Genomic DNA, 14,952 nt, shown 5'->3' with positions numbered 1-14,952 from the left:
CCCATGAATCGTCGTCTTGAAGGAACCGTCGCCCTGGTCACCGGAGCATCCAGCGGTATCGGCCACGCCACCGCGCTGGAGCTTGCCCGCGAGGGCGCCTCCGTGGCCCTGGTGGGCCGACGTGAGGACCGGCTCACCGACCTCGCCGCGGAAATCTCCGACGCCGGCGGCAAGGCCCTGGTCGTGCCCGCCGACATCACCACCGCCCAGGCCGCCGCGGAAGCGGTAGAGCGGACCGTCGAAAACCTTGGCCGTCTGGACACGCTGGTCAACAACGCCGGCCTCATGCTGCTCGGACCCGCCCCCAGCGCGGACCTGAATGACTGGCGACGCATGATCGACATCAACCTCATGGGCCTGATGTACACCGCCCACGCGGCCGTCCCCCACCTGGTCAAGGCCGCCGCCGAGGCCCCGCGCCGGGTCGCCGACATCGTCAACATCGGCTCACTCGCCGGCCGCAACGCCTACGCCATGTCCGCCGTGTACAGCGCCACCAAGTTCGGTGTCGGCGCCTTCAGTGAATCCCTGCGCCAGGAACTGGCACGCCAGCACGTCCGCGTCTCCGTCATCGAGCCGGGCAGCGTCGACACCGAACTGCGCACCCACAACCCCGACGTCATCCAGCAGCACATCACCGCCGCTCTGGGCGACATCGACCGGCTGCAGAGCCAGGACATCGCCGACACCGTCGGCTACATCGTCACCCGCCCCCGGCACGTGGCCGTCGCCGAGCTGCTCGTACGCCCCACCGAGCAGGTCTGAGCGACAAGCCCAACGCCAACTCCGTGACAAGCAGGGATGCATGGTGGCCGCCCGTACCCCTCTCACACCGGCCGACATCATCGTCCGTGTCTGCCTGCTGGTGGCCACTGCCATCGCGCTCGGAGGCGGCCTGGAGGAATTGGCGCAGGGAGCTCCGGCGGGCGGGGCGGACGCGGACAACCTGTACCGCTTCCTGGCGGGCGTCCACCTGGGCTGGGCTCCCCTGTTCTTCTGGGCGGCGGCAATGATCCGCCGGCAGGGAGTACTCGTCTACTTCCTGGCCGTCCCGATCTTCCTCGGGGGCATCGGGCGGCTGGTCTCCTTCGCGCAGGACGGCATACCCGGCCCGGCGGGAGTCTTCCTCGCCTCCGCCCTCCTGGATTTCCTCCTCCCGATCGTCATCATCTGGGCGCACTCCGCCGCTCTCAGATCCAGACGAGTGCCGGCCGCCGCCTGAGGCGCCGATCCGGGCGGCAGACCGGCATGAGGCTACGGCTACCTCCGAACTGACATGGAAGTACGCCACCCAAGAGGCCACGACCTCGAACTCATTAACGAGGAGCAGAAACGCATCATGAACGAAGCGCTGCTGGAGCGGCTCGGCTCCGGCAAGTACCTGCTGGTCACCAGCTACCGCAAGAACGGCACCCCGGTCGCCACCCCTGTGTGGGTGGTACGCGACGGTGACACGCTGGGCGTGCGAACCCCCGCCGACTCCTGGAAGGTCAAGCGGATCCGGGCACGCGGCGACATCCTCATCGGCCCCTGCGACCTGCGCGGCAACCCTACGGGCGACCAGGTCCCGGCCACCGCCGATATCGCCGACGCGGCGACCAGCGCCCGCTACCGCTCACTCATCGCCCGCAAGTACGGCATCCTCGGCCGCCTCATGATCCTCGACAGCAAGTTGCGCCGGGGAGGGGACAGGACGCTGGGCATCCGTGTGCGGCTCGCCTGAAGCGGGTGACATACCGCCAGCTCCACGCCTGGTAGGGCTCGTCGAAGAGTTGGAAGACCGGCTAGCCCCGGACCGGGTCCTTGACGGTGAACAGCCGCACCCGGCCCCCTAGGGGACATCTACCTCAAGTCCTACCCGCCAAACAGCACTGAGCCCCTTCCCTGAGCGGGAAGGGGCTCAGCCGGCCACTCACGCGCTTAGATCCACTCCACTTCGGAGACGATCTGCGAGGCCCCTCTCGGAACCGGCAGCGGCGTCCGGGAAGACGCCGACGGCACCGACGGGCGAGGGCGCGGAACAGCGAGCTCTGACAGCACCACAGCCACCTCCTCCTCGCTCACCCCCGCCAGCGCCTCAACCACCCGATCGAGTGCCTCGCCCACCTCAGTGCGCGTGACCGCTCGCAGCAGGCGCCGGCCCAGCGTTCTTGACCGTCAGCGGCAGCAACTTCTTGCCGGTCGGGCCGATTTGGATGTGCGTGTCCATCTGAGGGCACACACCGCAGTCGAAGCAAGGGGTCCAGCGGCAGTCCTCGACCTCGGTCTCGTCGAGGGCGTCCTGCCAGTCCTCCCAGAGCCAGTCCTTGTCGAGGCCGGAGTCGAGGTGGTCCCAGGGGAGGACCTCCTCGTAGGTGCGCTCGCGGGTGGTGTACCAGTCGACGTCGACGCCGAAGGGGGCGAGGGCCTTGTCGGCGCAGGCCATCCAGCGGTCGTAGGAGAAGTGCTCGCGCCAGCCGTCGAAGCGGCCGCCGTCGTCGTACACCGCGCGGATGACCGCGCCGATGCGGCGGTCGCCGCGGGAGAGGAGGCCTTCCACGATGCCGGGCTTGCCGTCGTGGTAGCGGAAGCCGATCGAGCGGCCGTACTTCTTGTCGCCGCGGATCTTGTCGCGGAGCTTCTCCAGGCGGGCGTCCGTCTCCTCGGCGGAGAGCTGGGGCGCCCACTGGAAGGGGGTGTGGGGCTTGGGGACGAAACCGCCGATCGAGACCGTGCAGCGGATGTCGTTGGACTTCGAGACCTCGCGGCCCTTCTGGATGACGTGCATCGCCATGTCGGCGATCTGCAGCACGTCCTCGTCCGTCTCCGTCGGCAGGCCGCACATGAAGTACAGCTTCACCTGGCGCCAGCCGTTGCCGTAAGCCGTCGAGACCGTCCGGATCAGGTCCTCTTCCGAGACCATCTTGTTGATGACCTTGCGCATGCGCTCGGAGCCGCCCTCGGGGGCGAAGGTGAGGCCGGAGCGGCGGCCGTTGCGCGTCAGCTCGTTCGCCAGGTCGACGTTGAAGGCGTCCACCCGCGTCGACGGCAGGGACAGGCCGATCTTGTCTTCCTCGTAGCGGTCGGCCAGGCCCTTGGCGATGTCACCGATCTCCGAGTGGTCTGCGGAGGACAGGGACAGGAGGCCGACCTCCTCGAAGCCCGTCGCCTTGAGGCCCTTGTCGACCATCTCGCCGATGCCGGTGATCGAGCGCTCACGGACGGGTCGGGTGATCATGCCGGCCTGGCAGAAGCGGCAGCCCCGGGTGCAGCCGCGGAAGATCTCCACCGACATGCGCTCGTGGACGGTCTCGGCCAGCGGGACGAGCGGCTGCTTGGGGTACGGCCACTCGTCCAGGTCCATGACGGTGTGCTTCGACACGCGCCACGGGACGCCCGACTTGTTGGGGACGACGCGGCCGATGCGGCCGTCGGGGAGGTACTCGACGTCGTAGAACGCCGGGATGTACACGGCGCCCGTCTTCGCCAGGCGGAAGAGGACCTCCTCGCGGCCGCCGGGGCGGCCCTCCGCCTTCCACTCGCGGATGATCTTCGTCATGTCCAGCACGGCCTGCTCGCCGTCGCCGATGATCGCCGCGTCGATGAAGTCCGCGATCGGCTCCGGGTTGAAGGCCGCGTGGCCGCCCGCCAGCACGATCGGGTCGTCGATCGTGCGGTCCTTGGACTCCAGGGGGATGCCGGCCAGGTCCAGGGCCGTGAGCATGTTGGTGTAGCCCAGCTCCGTGGAGAAGGACAGGCCGAACACGTCGAAGGCCTTGACCGGGCGGTGGCTGTCCACCGTGAACTGCGGGACGCCGTGCTCCCGCATCAGGGCCTCCAGGTCCGGCCACACGCTGTAGGTGCGCTCGGCGAGGACGCCCTCCTGCTCGTTGAGTACCTCGTAGAGGATCATGACGCCCTGGTTGGGCAGGCCGACCTCGTACGCGTCCGGGTACATGAGCGCCCAGCGGACGTCGCAGCTGTCCCACTCCTTGACGGTGGAGTTCAGCTCGCCGCCCACGTACTGGATCGGCTTCTGCACATGCGGGAGCAGAGCTTCGAGCTGTGGGAAGACCGACTCGACAGACATCGCGGGGATTACCTTCGTGAGCTGGCAGGGGTGACCATCAAGCGTAACCTGATCGCGGGCCTCTCTCGTACGCTCAGACGGACACCCCGGTCTCGATCTTCCGCCACAGGCCCGGCAGCTCCTCCTCCACCTCCGCCGCGGCCGCCTCTTCTCTGCCGTACAGCAGCCCGTAGGTGAAGGCGCTCTCACCCGCCGCGTGCGCCAGCGCGGACAGCTCGCGCAGGGTGTGGCGGGCCATGACGCTGTCCTGGTGTTCGCCGAGCAGGCTGGTCAGGGACTTCATGGACTTGGCCAGGGAGCGGGCGGGGCCGCCCAGGGCCGGGATGGCCGCCTCCCCGGCGTACCGGGTGCGCTTCGCCTTCTTGCGGGCCTCGTGGATGGCGGTGTCGCGTGCCTCACCGGGTGACTCGTCCAGGGCCTCGGTGACCAGACGGGAGACCTTCACGAGGTCCTTGCGCACGGCCGCGGCGATCACCTTCTCCGGCTTGCCCGCCGCCTTCTTCCTGAGCGGCGGGTCGGCGAGCAGCGTGTCCAGGGCGTCGAGCAGGGCCAGATACCGGGCGGAGTCCAGGATCGCGACGACGTGGCCGAGGGCGCTGTTGTGTTTGGCGGCCGCCCAGGTGGTGAGCCGTTTGTGCACGGGACCGGAGACCAGGGCGGGCGGCAGGGTCTCGAGCAGGGTGATCAGGCGCTCCGCCAGCACCTCCTGGTCGCGGCCCACGCCCAGCTCGCCCGCGAGCCACTTCAGCTCGGCGGCGATCGGGTCGGTGACGGCGCGGTCGAGGACGGTGCCGAAGGTGCGGAGGGTGCTGCGCATGCGTCGGGTGGCCACGCGCATCTGGTGGACGGAGTCCGGTACGTCCCGGCGGACCCCCGGGTCGTGCCCGAGGATCGCCTCGCGCTGTTCGCGCGCATAGGCGAGGACGTGGTCGCCGGCGGTCACGGGCTTGGCACGCCGTCCGGAGCCGGGCCGCCGGCCGCCGGTCTGCTCCAGTGCCCGGGCCAGCTTCGACGGCGACTTCGAGGGCCGTACGCCCGCCTTGCGCAGCCTCTTCTCGACCTTGTCGAGGAAGGCCGGATCGCCGTCGTCGGCCAGCTCGACCTCGATCTCGGTCCACTGGGCGGTCCCCCCGCCTCCGGAGAGCCGCTCGGCGGTCACGGTGTCCACGCTCGCCTCGGCCAGCAGCGCGCCGTCGGCGTCCACGAGGTGGCGTACGTCGCGGGCGGAGCGGAGCCGGACGAGGGGGACCAGTTCGGCGCAGCGGACCCGGGAGCGGACCAGTGCGGCGATCTCGTCGGGGATCGTGTCGGACAGGGGCGCTCTGATCTCGTCGCGGACGCCGGGGGCGACCGGGAGCTTCAGGTGCCAGCCCGCGTCCGAGCCTCCGGTGCGACGGCGCAGGGTGAGGGCGGCTGCGGCCAGCCGCTCGTCCGCGGTGTCGTAGTAGGTGGCGTCCAGCTCGACGAGGCCCTTGTCGAGGACATCCGCCACCCCGCCGACGCCGGTCAGGTCGGGCAGGCCACTGTCGTCGGATTCGTACTTGCGCTCGATCTCGCGTTTCGCATCCGCCATGAATTGAATCTAGTGGCAGAACGGCCGGGAGGGCAGGGGCCAACCAGGGTGAATGGCGGGAGAACTACCGTCGTCCATCCGGTGAACGCCCTGCCCGTCCGGCGAGTGTCCTCACGCGGACATCGGCCGCTGCACCTTGATCGACTGCAGCAGTCCCACCGCCACCCACACCGCGAACATCGACGATCCGCCGTACGACACGAACGGCAGGGGCAGACCGGTGACCGGCATGATGCCGAGGGTCATGCCGATGTTCTCGAAGGCCTGGAAGGCGAACCAGGCGACGATGCCCGCGGCGACGACCGTGCCGTACAGCTCGGTCGAGTCGCGGGCGATGCGGCAGGCACGCCACAGCACCACGCCCAGCAGGAGGACGATCAGGCCGGCGCCGACGAAGCCCAGCTCCTCCCCCGCGACCGTGAAGACGAAGTCGGTCTGCTGCTCGGGCACGAACTGGCCGGTGGTCTGCGAGCCGTGGAAGAGCCCGGCGCCGGTGAGGCCGCCCGAGCCGATCGCGATGCGGGCCTGGTTGGTGTTGTAGCCGACGCCCGCCGGGTCCAGGTCGGGGTTGGCGAAGGCCGCGAAGCGGTTGATCTGGTACTCGTCCAGGATGTGGAGCTGCCAGATGGCGACACAGCCGATCACACCGGCGGTGAGCAGGCCGAAGATCCAGCGGTTGGAGGCGCCGGAGGCGAGCAGCACGCCCAGGATGATGGCCACCATGGCCAGGACCGTGCCGAGGTCGGGCATGAGGAGCACGATCAGGATCGGCACGGTGGCCAGGCCCAGCGCCTGCACGACCGTGCGGTGGTCGGGGTACGGCTTGTCCCCGGCGTCGACCCGGGCCGCCAGTATCATCGCCATGCCCAGGATGATCGAGATCTTCACGAACTCGGCGGGCTGGAGCGAGAAGCCGCCGCCGAACACGATCCAGTTGCGGCTGCCGTTGATGGTGGCGCCGAGCGGGGTGAGCACCAGCAGCACCCCGAGCAGCGACAGGCCGTAGAGGACCGGCACGGCGTTGCGCAGGGCGCGGTGGCCGAGCCAGATCGTGCCGATCATCAGGGCGAGCCCGATGCCGAGGTTCATCAGATGGCGGACCAGGAAGTAGTACTGGTCGCCCTGGTTGATCTCGGTACGGTTACGGGTCGCGGAGTACACCAGCAACGAGCCCAGCAGCGACAGCACGAGGGCTGCCAGCAGCATCGGCCAGTCGAGCCGGCGGGTCAGCGAGTCGCGGGCGAAGATCCTGGTCCAGCCGGCCCGCTCGGGGCCGTACCCGGAGACGGAGAAGCTGTTGCCGGTCATGTGAGCATCCTCCGGCTCCCCCTCCGGCGCGGCCGCCTGCGGGTGTTGCTGTTGCCCGTGCTGGGCGAGGGGCTGGTGGCGGGCTGCTGGGTGTCGTCGTTGGTGGGGTTGTCCTGCTGGGAGGCCTCGACGTCCTTCGCCGGGTCGCCGGTGACCTTGGGGGCGGCGATGGTGCCGTCCGTGCGGACCTTCGGCAGGCCCTTCTGCGGCTCGGGCAGCAGGGCCTTCTTTTTGTCGATCGAGCCGTCGCCCTGGACGCCGTAGAGCGCGCTGTAGATGTTGCGCACGGCCTCACCGGAGGAACCGGAACCCGTACCCGCCTGGGCGATCGTCATGATCACCGAGTAGTCCTTGGTGTACGTGGCCAGCCAGCCCGTGGTCTGCTTGCCGTAGACCTCCGCGGTACCGGTCTTGGCGTGCAGCGCGATCTTGTCCTGCGGCCAGCCGCCGAACTTCCAGGCGGCGGTACCGCGGGTGATGACGCCCGCGAAGGCGTCGTTCATGCCCTTGAGGGTGGCCTGGCTGACGGGCAGCTTCCCGGACTTCCTCGGCTTGATCGGCGTGACGGTCTTGCCGTCCGCGCTGATGACCGCCTTGCCGATGGTCGGGTGGTACATGGTGCCGCCGTTGGCGACGGCGCCGTAGATCACGGCCTCCTGGATCGGTGTGACGAGGGTGTCGCCCTGGCCGATGGAGTAGTTGATCTCGTCACCCTCGCGCATCTTGTTGCCTTCGAGGCAGTTCTCGTACGCGATCTTCTCGACGTAGGAGCCGTCCTTCTTGCCGGACTTGCACCAGGCGTCCTTGTTGGCCTTCCAGTAGTTCAGCTTCCACTGGCGGTCGGGGACGCGGCCGGTGACCTCGTTGGGCAGGTCGACGCCGGTCTCCTTGCCGAGGCCGAACTGGTGGGCGGTCTTGAAGAACCAGTCCTTGGGCTGGCCCTTCTTGGGGTTGATGCCGCCGTCCTTCTTCCACTCCCGGTCGGCGAGGCCGTAGAAGACCGTGTCGCAGGAGACCTCCAGGGCGCGGCCGAGGGAGATGGGGCCGAAGCTCTCCCCCTCGAAGTTCTTGAAGACCTGGCCACCCACCGAGTAGGAACTGGTGCACGGGTAACCGCCGTCCCACTCGTAGCCCGCCTGGACCGCGGCGGCCGTGGAGACCACCTTGAACGTCGAACCGGGCGCCGCCTGACCCTGTATGGCCCTGTTGAGCAGCGGGTAGTCGCTGTCCTTGCCGGTGAGGGCCTTGTAGTCCTTGCCGGAGATGCCGCCGACCCAGACGTTCGGGTCGTAGTTCGGGGCGGAGGCCATGGCGACGATCCGCCCGGTCTTGGCCTCCATCACCACGACGGCGCCGGAGTCGGCCTTGTAGTTCTCGCCGGTGATCTTGTCGAACTGCTGACGGGCCTTCTTCATGGCCTTGTCCAGCTCGTACTCGGCGACCCGCTGCACCCGGGAGTCGATGCTGGTGACCAGGTTGGAACCGGACTCGGCGGCGTCCGACTTGGCCTTGCCGATGACCCGACCGAGGTTGTCCACCTCGTACCGCGTCACGCCGGCCTTGCCGCGCAGCACCTTGTCGTACTGGCGCTCGAGGCCGGAGCGGCCGACCATGTCGGAGCGCAGGTAGGGCGAGTCGGTGTCCTTGGCCTTCTGGATCTCGTCGTCGGTGACCGGCGAGAGGTAGCCGAGGACCTGGGCGCTGTTGGACTTGCCCGGGCCCGCGTAGCGGCGCACGGCCTCCGGCTCGGCGGTGATGCCGGGGAAGTCCTCGGCGCGCTCGCGGATCTGCAGGGCCTGCTTGGGCGTCGCCTCGTCGGTGATCGGGATCGGCTGGTACGGCGAGCCGTTCCAGCAGGGCTGCGGGGTCTTCGCGTCGCACAGCCGGACCTTCTGGCTGACCTCCTCGGGCTTCATGCCGAGGACGTCGGCCAGCTTGGCGAGGACGGCCTTGCCGTCGTCCTTCTGCTTGAGCAGGTCGGTGCGGGAGGCGGAGACGACCAGACGCGTCTCGTTGTCGGCGAGCGGCACGCCCCGGGCGTCCAGGATCTCGCCGCGCACGGCGGGGGCGACGACCTGCTGGACGTGGTTCCCGGAGGCCTCCTTCTGGTACTCGGCGCCCTCCCGGATCTGCAGATACCACAGACGGCCGCCGAGCGTGCCGAGCAGGGAGAGGACGAGGATCTGGATCACGACCAGCCGGGTCTGGACCCGTGGGGTCCGTCCGGTCTCGGGAATGTTGGTCACTGCGGCTGTCTCCCCCTCTCAGTACGTGTACGTGTCATATACGACGAAGCTGTGCGTGCCCCTGAGCAACTCCCGTGTGCTCACAACCGCTTGACCCCCTTGATGCGGCCGACCCGGGTCGAGCGGGTGCGGGCCTTGGCCTTGAGGGAGCCGAGGCCGCCGCGCTGACTGCCGATGCGCAGCCCGGTGCCGGAGGAGAGCCAGCCGGAGGAGATGTCGCCGGCCTTGGCGGCGGGGCTGCTGTCCGCGAGCGGGTCGTTGTCGGAGCGGCGGGCCAGCCACATGATGCCGGGAACCACGAAGGGCGCGAGCAGCAGGTCGTACAGGGCGGCCGAGAACAGCAGTCCGGTCAGGCCGACATGGCGGGCGGCGGTGTCGCCGACCAGGGCGCCGACACCCGCGTACAGCAGGGTGGAGCCGACGGCGGCGGCGACCACGACCGCCATCGGGCCGGTCGCCGACTTCAGGCGGCCGTTGTCCGGCTTGATGAGTCCGGCGCCGTAGCCGATGACGCACAGCACGAGGGCGTAGCGGCCGGCCGCGTGGTCGGCGGGTGGGGCGAGGTCGGCGAGCAGGCCGGCGCCGAACCCGACGAGTGCGCCGCCCACATGGCCGTACACCATGGCCAGACCGAGGACGGTGAGCAGCAGCAGGTCCGGGACGGCGCCGGGCAGGTGCAGGCGGGCGAGGACGCTCACCTGGATCACCAGGGCGACGACGACCAGCGCGCTGGAGAGCAGGATCCGGTTGACACGCATGGGGATTCAGCTCCTACTGCTGCTGCTCGTCGGTGGCGTTGGCGGCGGCGGACGGTGTGACCGTGACGGTCACCGTCGGTGTCGGTGTCGGCTTGGGCTTGGTCGGCAGGACCTCGTCGCGCGGGTCCTTCTTCGGGGCCTCGACGACCACGCCGACGACGTCGAGCTGGGTGAAGCTGACGTACGGCGTGACGTAGAGCGTGCGGGTGAGGCCGCCGCCGGAGGGGTCGACGCGGGAGACCACGCCGACCGGCACGCCCGGCACGAAGGGCTTGTCGGCCTGGGAGCCGAAGGTGACGAGCCGGTCGCCCTTCTTCACCTCGGCCTTGCCGTTGAGGAGTTCGACCCGTAGCGGGCGGTCACCCTGCCCGGAGGCGAAGCCGAGTTCGTCGCTGCCCTCCATGCGCGTACCGACGGTGAAGTCGGGGTCGTTGGCGAGAAGCACGGTGGAGGTGTCGGGGCCCACCGTGGTCACGCGGCCGACGAGGCCGTCCCCGTTGAGAACGGTCATGTCGCGCTTGATGCCGTCGTTCGCGCCGACGTCGACGGTGATGGTCCAGGAGAAGCCCTGCGCCGACCCTATGGCGATGACCTGGGCGCCCTTGATGCCGTACTGACCCTCGGCGGAGATCTTCAGCATCTTGTCGAGCTGCTTGAGGCGGCTGCGGTTGCGGTCGTCGCTGCCGAGCTTCGCCTTGAGCGCCGCGTTCTCCTTCTCCAGCAGTGCGAGCCGGTCGTGGCGGCTGCCGGAGTCGCGGACCGCGGAGACGGCGTCGCCGACGGGATCGACCGCCGAGGACAGCCCGTTCTCGATCGGACCGAACACCGCTGCCGCGGCTTGTCGGGCACCGTCGACCGGCGAGTTCCGGCCTCCGCGGATGTCCACCGTGATCAACGCGAACGCGATGGCGATCAGCAGGACCAGGAGCAGCCGGCTCTCTTTCGTGTCCCTCACGTGCGGCGGCCGTGCCCTTCCTCAGTAGGAATTCGGGGACCCCTGAAGGCGCGCCACTGGCGAAGCGCCGGCCCAAGGGGCCCATTTGTGGGAGCTTATGCCTCTATACCAACGATCCGCCGTACGAGAGGAGATCATCTCGTACGGCGGAATCGAAGAGTTACGTCATCTGCGCGGCTGGGCGTCCAGGACCTGCTGGAGCGCCTCGAACTCCTCGACGCACTTTCCGGAGCCGAGCGCCACGCTGTCCAGCGGGTCCTCGGCGATGTGGATCGGCATGCCGGTCTCCCGGCGCAGCCGCTCGTCCAGCCCGCGCAGCAGCGCTCCGCCGCCGGTCAGAACGATTCCTCGGTCCATGATGTCGCCGGACAGCTCCGGCGGGCACTTGTCGAGGGTCGTCTTGACCGCGTCGACGATCGCGTTGACCGGCTCCTCGATCGCCTTGCGGACCTCGGCGGCCGAGATGACGACGGTCTTCGGCAGCCCGGACACCAGGTCCCGGCCGCGGACTTCGGTGTGCTCGTCGGCGTCGAGGTCGTACGCCGAACCGATCGTGATCTTGATCTGCTCGGCCGTGCGCTCACCCAGCAGGAGGCTGTACTCCTTCTTGATGTACTGGATGATCGCGTTGTCCAGCTCGTCGCCCGCGACGCGGATGGACTGGGCGGTGACGATGCCGCCGAGCGAGATGACCGCGACCTCCGTGGTGCCGCCGCCGATGTCCACCACCATGTTGCCCGTGGCCTCGTGGACCGGCAGACCGGAGCCGATGGCGGCCGCCATGGGCTCCTCGATGATGTGCACCTGGCGGGCACCCGCCTGGGAGGACGCCTCGATGACGGCGCGGCGCTCGACGCCCGTGATGCCCGAGGGCACACAGACGACGACTCGGGGCCGGGCGAGATACCGCCGCTTGTGGATCTTCAGGATGAAGTAGCGGAGCATCCGCTCGGTGATCTCGAAGTCGGCGATGACGCCGTCCTTGAGCGGGCGCACGGCGACGATGTTGCCCGGCGTGCGGCCGATCATCTTCTTCGCCTCTGCACCGACCGCGAGGATGCCACCGGTGTTGGTGTTGATCGCGACGACGGACGGCTCGTTGAGCACGATTCCGCGACCCCTGACGTACACCAGCGTGTTGGCGGTCCCGAGGTCGACAGCCATGTCACGGCCGATGAACGACATTGAGTTCCCCATCCGGATTCATCTGGCCTTCCGAAGCTTTTGAGGGCATATCAGGTCGGCGAGGCGGGTGCTGTGACGTGAAGGCTTCCATCGTAAACGCGCCTGCACGAACACTGCGCGAGGGTCTCCGCCATTGTCAGCAGATGGCGCGTCGCCTCGCCTGTGGAGACGGCCCATCGGGGGCACACGTTCCCCCGATCGGCAACGCATATGCCAAAGGACGGCCGAAAACGTACGGCCGCCCCTGGTCAGGACTCCGAGCGGAGCTGACGCTCCCTCAAAAAATTAGCGGAAAATCCGCAGGATGGCGCTCAGGCGTGCCCCGGGAAGAAGATCTTCACCTCGCGCTCGGCGGACTCCTCCGAGTCGGAGGCGTGGATCAGGTTCTCGCGGACGATCACACCGAAGTCGCCCCGGATGGAGCCGGGCGCGGCGGCGATCGGGTCCGTCGGGCCGGCGAGCGCGCGCACGCCCTCGATGACCCGCTCGCCCTCGACGATCAGCGCGACGACCGGGCCGGAGGACATGAAGTCGACCAGCGGCTCGTAGAAGGGCTTGCCCTTGTGCTCGCCGTAGTGCTGCTCCAGCGTGTCCTGGTCCAGGGTGCGCAGCTCCAGCGCGGTGATCTGCCAGCCGGCCTTGCGCTCGATACGGCTGATGATCTCGCCGGTCAGGCCTCGACGGACGGCGTCGGGCTTGAGCAGGACGAGGGTGCGCTGGCTCACGGGGGGCTCCTTACGACTGACGTGTGCGGTGGGACGAGGTTACAGGGCGTGTCCGTGTAGCTGTCACGCAGCGTCAGGTGTAGAGGACTCGGCCTGCGCCGCGAAACGGGCCTTGGCCTCGTCGACCTTTCTGCCGTAGTGCACCGACGCCCACCACAGCGCCGCGAAGACCGCGCCCATGAAGTACATCGTCGGGACGAAGACACCGGAGGCGATCAGGGCCAGCTGCAGGGCCCAGCCGAGGGCGACCCCGCCCGGCCGGGTCACCATCCCGCACAGCAGCACGCACAGGACCATGGCGATGCCGCTGACCAGCCACACCGTCGACGTGGACAGGTCCGGGTCCTTCATGGCCACGAGTCCGGCGAACCCGATGATGAAGAACTCGCCGATCAGCGTCGATGAACAGAGCGTACGCACGACGGAACCTCAGCCCTTCCCCAGGAGCAGGCGGGCCTCGCCCACCGTGATGACCGAACCGGTGACCAGCACCCCGCCGCCCGCGAACTCGCCCTCCTCCTCGGCCAGCGTGATCGCGGCCTCCAGAGCCTCGGGCAGCCGCGGCTCGACCTGGACCCGCTCCTCGCCGAACACCTCGACGGCGATCGCGGCCAGCTCGTCCGCGTCCATGGCACGGTGCGTGGAGTTCTGCGTGACGACGACGTCGGCGAAGATCGGCTCGAAAGCCTCCAGCAGCCCCCGCACGTTCTTGTCGGCGCTCGCCCCGATCACACCGATCAGCCGGGTGAAGTCGAACGCCTCCCGCACGGCCTCGGCGGTGACCTCGGCGCCCGCCGGGTTGTGCGCCGCGTCCAGCACGATCGTGGGAGAGCGCCGCACGACCTCCAGCCGGCCCGGCGAGGACACGGCCGCGAAGGCCTTGCGCACGGTGTCGATGTCCAGCGGCTCCGCGCGCAGCGAGCCGACACCGAAGAACGCCTCCACGGCAGCGAGCGCCACGGCCGCGTTGTGCGCCTGGTGGGCGCCGTGCAGGGGCAGGTACACCTCGGGGTACTCGCCGCCCAGGCCGCGCAGGGTGACCAGCTGGCCGCCGACCGCGACCTGCCGGGCCACGACGCCGAACTCCAGCCCCTCCCGGGCCACGGTCGCGTCCACCTCGACGGCCTTCTTCAGCAGCACCTGCGCCGCATCCACCGGCTGCTGCGCCAGGATCACGGTCGCGTCCTGCTTGATGATGCCGCCCTTCTCGGCGGCGATCTCGCCCGGCGTCGAGCCGAGCCGGTCGGTGTGGTCGAGGGAGATGGGGGTGACCACCGCGACGTCACCGTCGATCACGTTCGTCGCGTCCCAGCTGCCGCCCATGCCGACCTCGACGACGGCGACGTCGACGGGGGCGTCCGCGAAGGCGGCGTACGCCATGCCCGTGAGGACCTCGAAGAACGACAGCCGGTACTCCTGCAGACCGTCCACCATCTCGACGTACGGCTTGATGTCCTGGTACGTCTCGATGAACCGCTCGGCGGAGATCGGTGCGCCGTCCAGGCTGATCCGCTCGGTGACCGACTGCACGTGCGGACTGGTGTACCGGCCGGTGCGCAGGTCGAAGGCGCCGAGCAGGGCCTCGATCATGCGGGCGGTGGAGGTCTTGCCGTTCGTGCCCGTGATGTGGATCGAGGGGTACGACCGCTGCGGCTCGCCCAGCACGTCCATCAGCGCGGCGATACGGCTGACGGAGGGCTCCAGCTTGGTCTCGCCCCAGCGGCCCGCCAGCTCCGCCTCGACCTCTCGCAGGGCCCGGTCGACCTCGGGGTCCTCCGGCCGCGCGGGCACGTCGGCCTGCGGCGGGCCGCCCTGGGTGCGCAGGGTGCGGCTGCCGGCCTCGATCACCGCGAGGTCGGGGTCGCGGTCGGTCTCCTCGGCGATGAGTTCTTCGAAGGCGTCGAGGGGGTCGGGCTGGTCGTTTTCGTGCGGGAGGTCGCTCACGGGGCCAGTCTACGGAGCGGGCGGTGGCTTCGCGGCGCCGGTATGGGATGGCTTGTCTTGTCCACCGGCTGCGGGTACGTGGGGGGCTGGTCGTGCCCACGCGGCGGAGCCGCACATCGGCACAGCCCCGCGCCCCTGGGGAGTTGCGGCACCGTCGGCCGCCCAGGTGCCGTACGTGGCTGCGGGCAG

13 protein-coding genes are annotated in these 14,952 nt (G+C 69.3%); 3 read left to right on the top strand and 10 right to left on the bottom strand.

Going from position 1 to position 14,952, the window contains the following annotated elements; translation table 11 throughout:
* Positions 1-3 precede the first annotated feature (3 nt).
* The 3 genes from FB157_RS11030 (at position 4) to FB157_RS11020 (ending at position 1,723) form a co-directional block, all read left to right on the top strand.
* A complete protein-coding gene (locus FB157_RS11030; protein WP_145878418.1) occupies positions 4-765 on the top strand; it encodes an SDR family NAD(P)-dependent oxidoreductase in 762 nt (253 codons plus the stop codon).
* 40 nt (positions 766-805) lie between these two features.
* Positions 806-1,222 carry a DUF4345 domain-containing protein gene (locus FB157_RS11025; RefSeq protein ID WP_145878416.1) on the top strand — a complete coding sequence of 139 codons (417 nt, stop codon included), beginning with the start codon at positions 806-808 and terminating at the stop codon, positions 1,220-1,222.
* Between the two features lie 117 nt (positions 1,223-1,339).
* Complete coding sequence (locus FB157_RS11020) at positions 1,340-1,723, top strand: PPOX class F420-dependent oxidoreductase (RefSeq protein WP_145878414.1); 384 nt, start codon at positions 1,340-1,342, stop codon at positions 1,721-1,723.
* A 384-nt stretch (positions 1,724-2,107) separates the two neighbouring features.
* Here the strand turns inward: FB157_RS11020 and FB157_RS11015 are convergent, their stop codons facing one another.
* From FB157_RS11015 to FB157_RS10965, 10 genes are all read right to left on the bottom strand, one after another.
* Positions 2,108-4,069 (bottom strand): TIGR03960 family B12-binding radical SAM protein, encoded by a 1,962-nt coding sequence (locus FB157_RS11015; protein WP_145878412.1) that lies wholly within the window; start codon positions 4,067-4,069, stop codon positions 2,108-2,110.
* A gap of 73 nt (positions 4,070-4,142) precedes the next feature.
* On the bottom strand, positions 4,143-5,642 hold the full coding sequence (locus FB157_RS11005) for a CYTH and CHAD domain-containing protein (protein WP_145878408.1): 1,500 nt from the start codon (positions 5,640-5,642) through the stop codon (positions 4,143-4,145).
* Positions 5,643-5,753: 111 nt separating this feature from the next.
* A complete protein-coding gene (rodA, locus tag FB157_RS11000) occupies positions 5,754-6,950 on the bottom strand; it encodes a rod shape-determining protein RodA (RefSeq protein ID WP_145878406.1) in 1,197 nt (398 codons plus the stop codon).
* Complete coding sequence (gene mrdA / locus FB157_RS10995) at positions 6,947-9,196, bottom strand: penicillin-binding protein 2 (protein ID WP_145878404.1); 2,250 nt, start codon at positions 9,194-9,196, stop codon at positions 6,947-6,949. Before mrdA ends, rodA begins: the two co-directional genes overlap by 4 nt.
* A gap of 80 nt (positions 9,197-9,276) precedes the next feature.
* Positions 9,277-9,954 (bottom strand): rod shape-determining protein MreD, encoded by a 678-nt coding sequence (gene mreD, locus FB157_RS10990; RefSeq protein WP_145878402.1) that lies wholly within the window; start codon positions 9,952-9,954, stop codon positions 9,277-9,279.
* A gap of 13 nt (positions 9,955-9,967) precedes the next feature.
* Positions 9,968-10,909: a rod shape-determining protein MreC gene (mreC, locus tag FB157_RS10985; protein ID WP_145878400.1), complete on the bottom strand. Its 942-nt coding sequence runs from the start codon at positions 10,907-10,909 to the stop codon at positions 9,968-9,970.
* A gap of 165 nt (positions 10,910-11,074) precedes the next feature.
* Positions 11,075-12,094 (bottom strand): rod shape-determining protein, encoded by a 1,020-nt coding sequence (locus FB157_RS10980; RefSeq protein ID WP_031158632.1) that lies wholly within the window; start codon positions 12,092-12,094, stop codon positions 11,075-11,077.
* Positions 12,095-12,405: 311 nt separating this feature from the next.
* Positions 12,406-12,819 (bottom strand): nucleoside-diphosphate kinase, encoded by a 414-nt coding sequence (ndk, locus tag FB157_RS10975; protein WP_145878398.1) that lies wholly within the window; start codon positions 12,817-12,819, stop codon positions 12,406-12,408.
* A gap of 63 nt (positions 12,820-12,882) precedes the next feature.
* Positions 12,883-13,239, bottom strand: coding sequence for a DUF4233 domain-containing protein (locus tag FB157_RS10970; RefSeq protein ID WP_145878396.1), 357 nt, complete (start codon positions 13,237-13,239; stop codon positions 12,883-12,885).
* 9 nt (positions 13,240-13,248) lie between these two features.
* Positions 13,249-14,763: a folylpolyglutamate synthase/dihydrofolate synthase family protein gene (locus FB157_RS10965; RefSeq protein ID WP_145878395.1), complete on the bottom strand. Its 1,515-nt coding sequence runs from the start codon at positions 14,761-14,763 to the stop codon at positions 13,249-13,251.
* Positions 14,764-14,952 lie beyond the last annotated feature (189 nt).

The organism is Streptomyces sp. BK340 (assembly GCF_007827595.1).
Lineage (GTDB): Bacteria > Actinomycetota > Actinomycetes > Streptomycetales > Streptomycetaceae > Streptomyces.
Note: the sequence above shows the minus strand (reverse complement) of the source record. Positions and strands in the feature narration are given on the sequence as shown.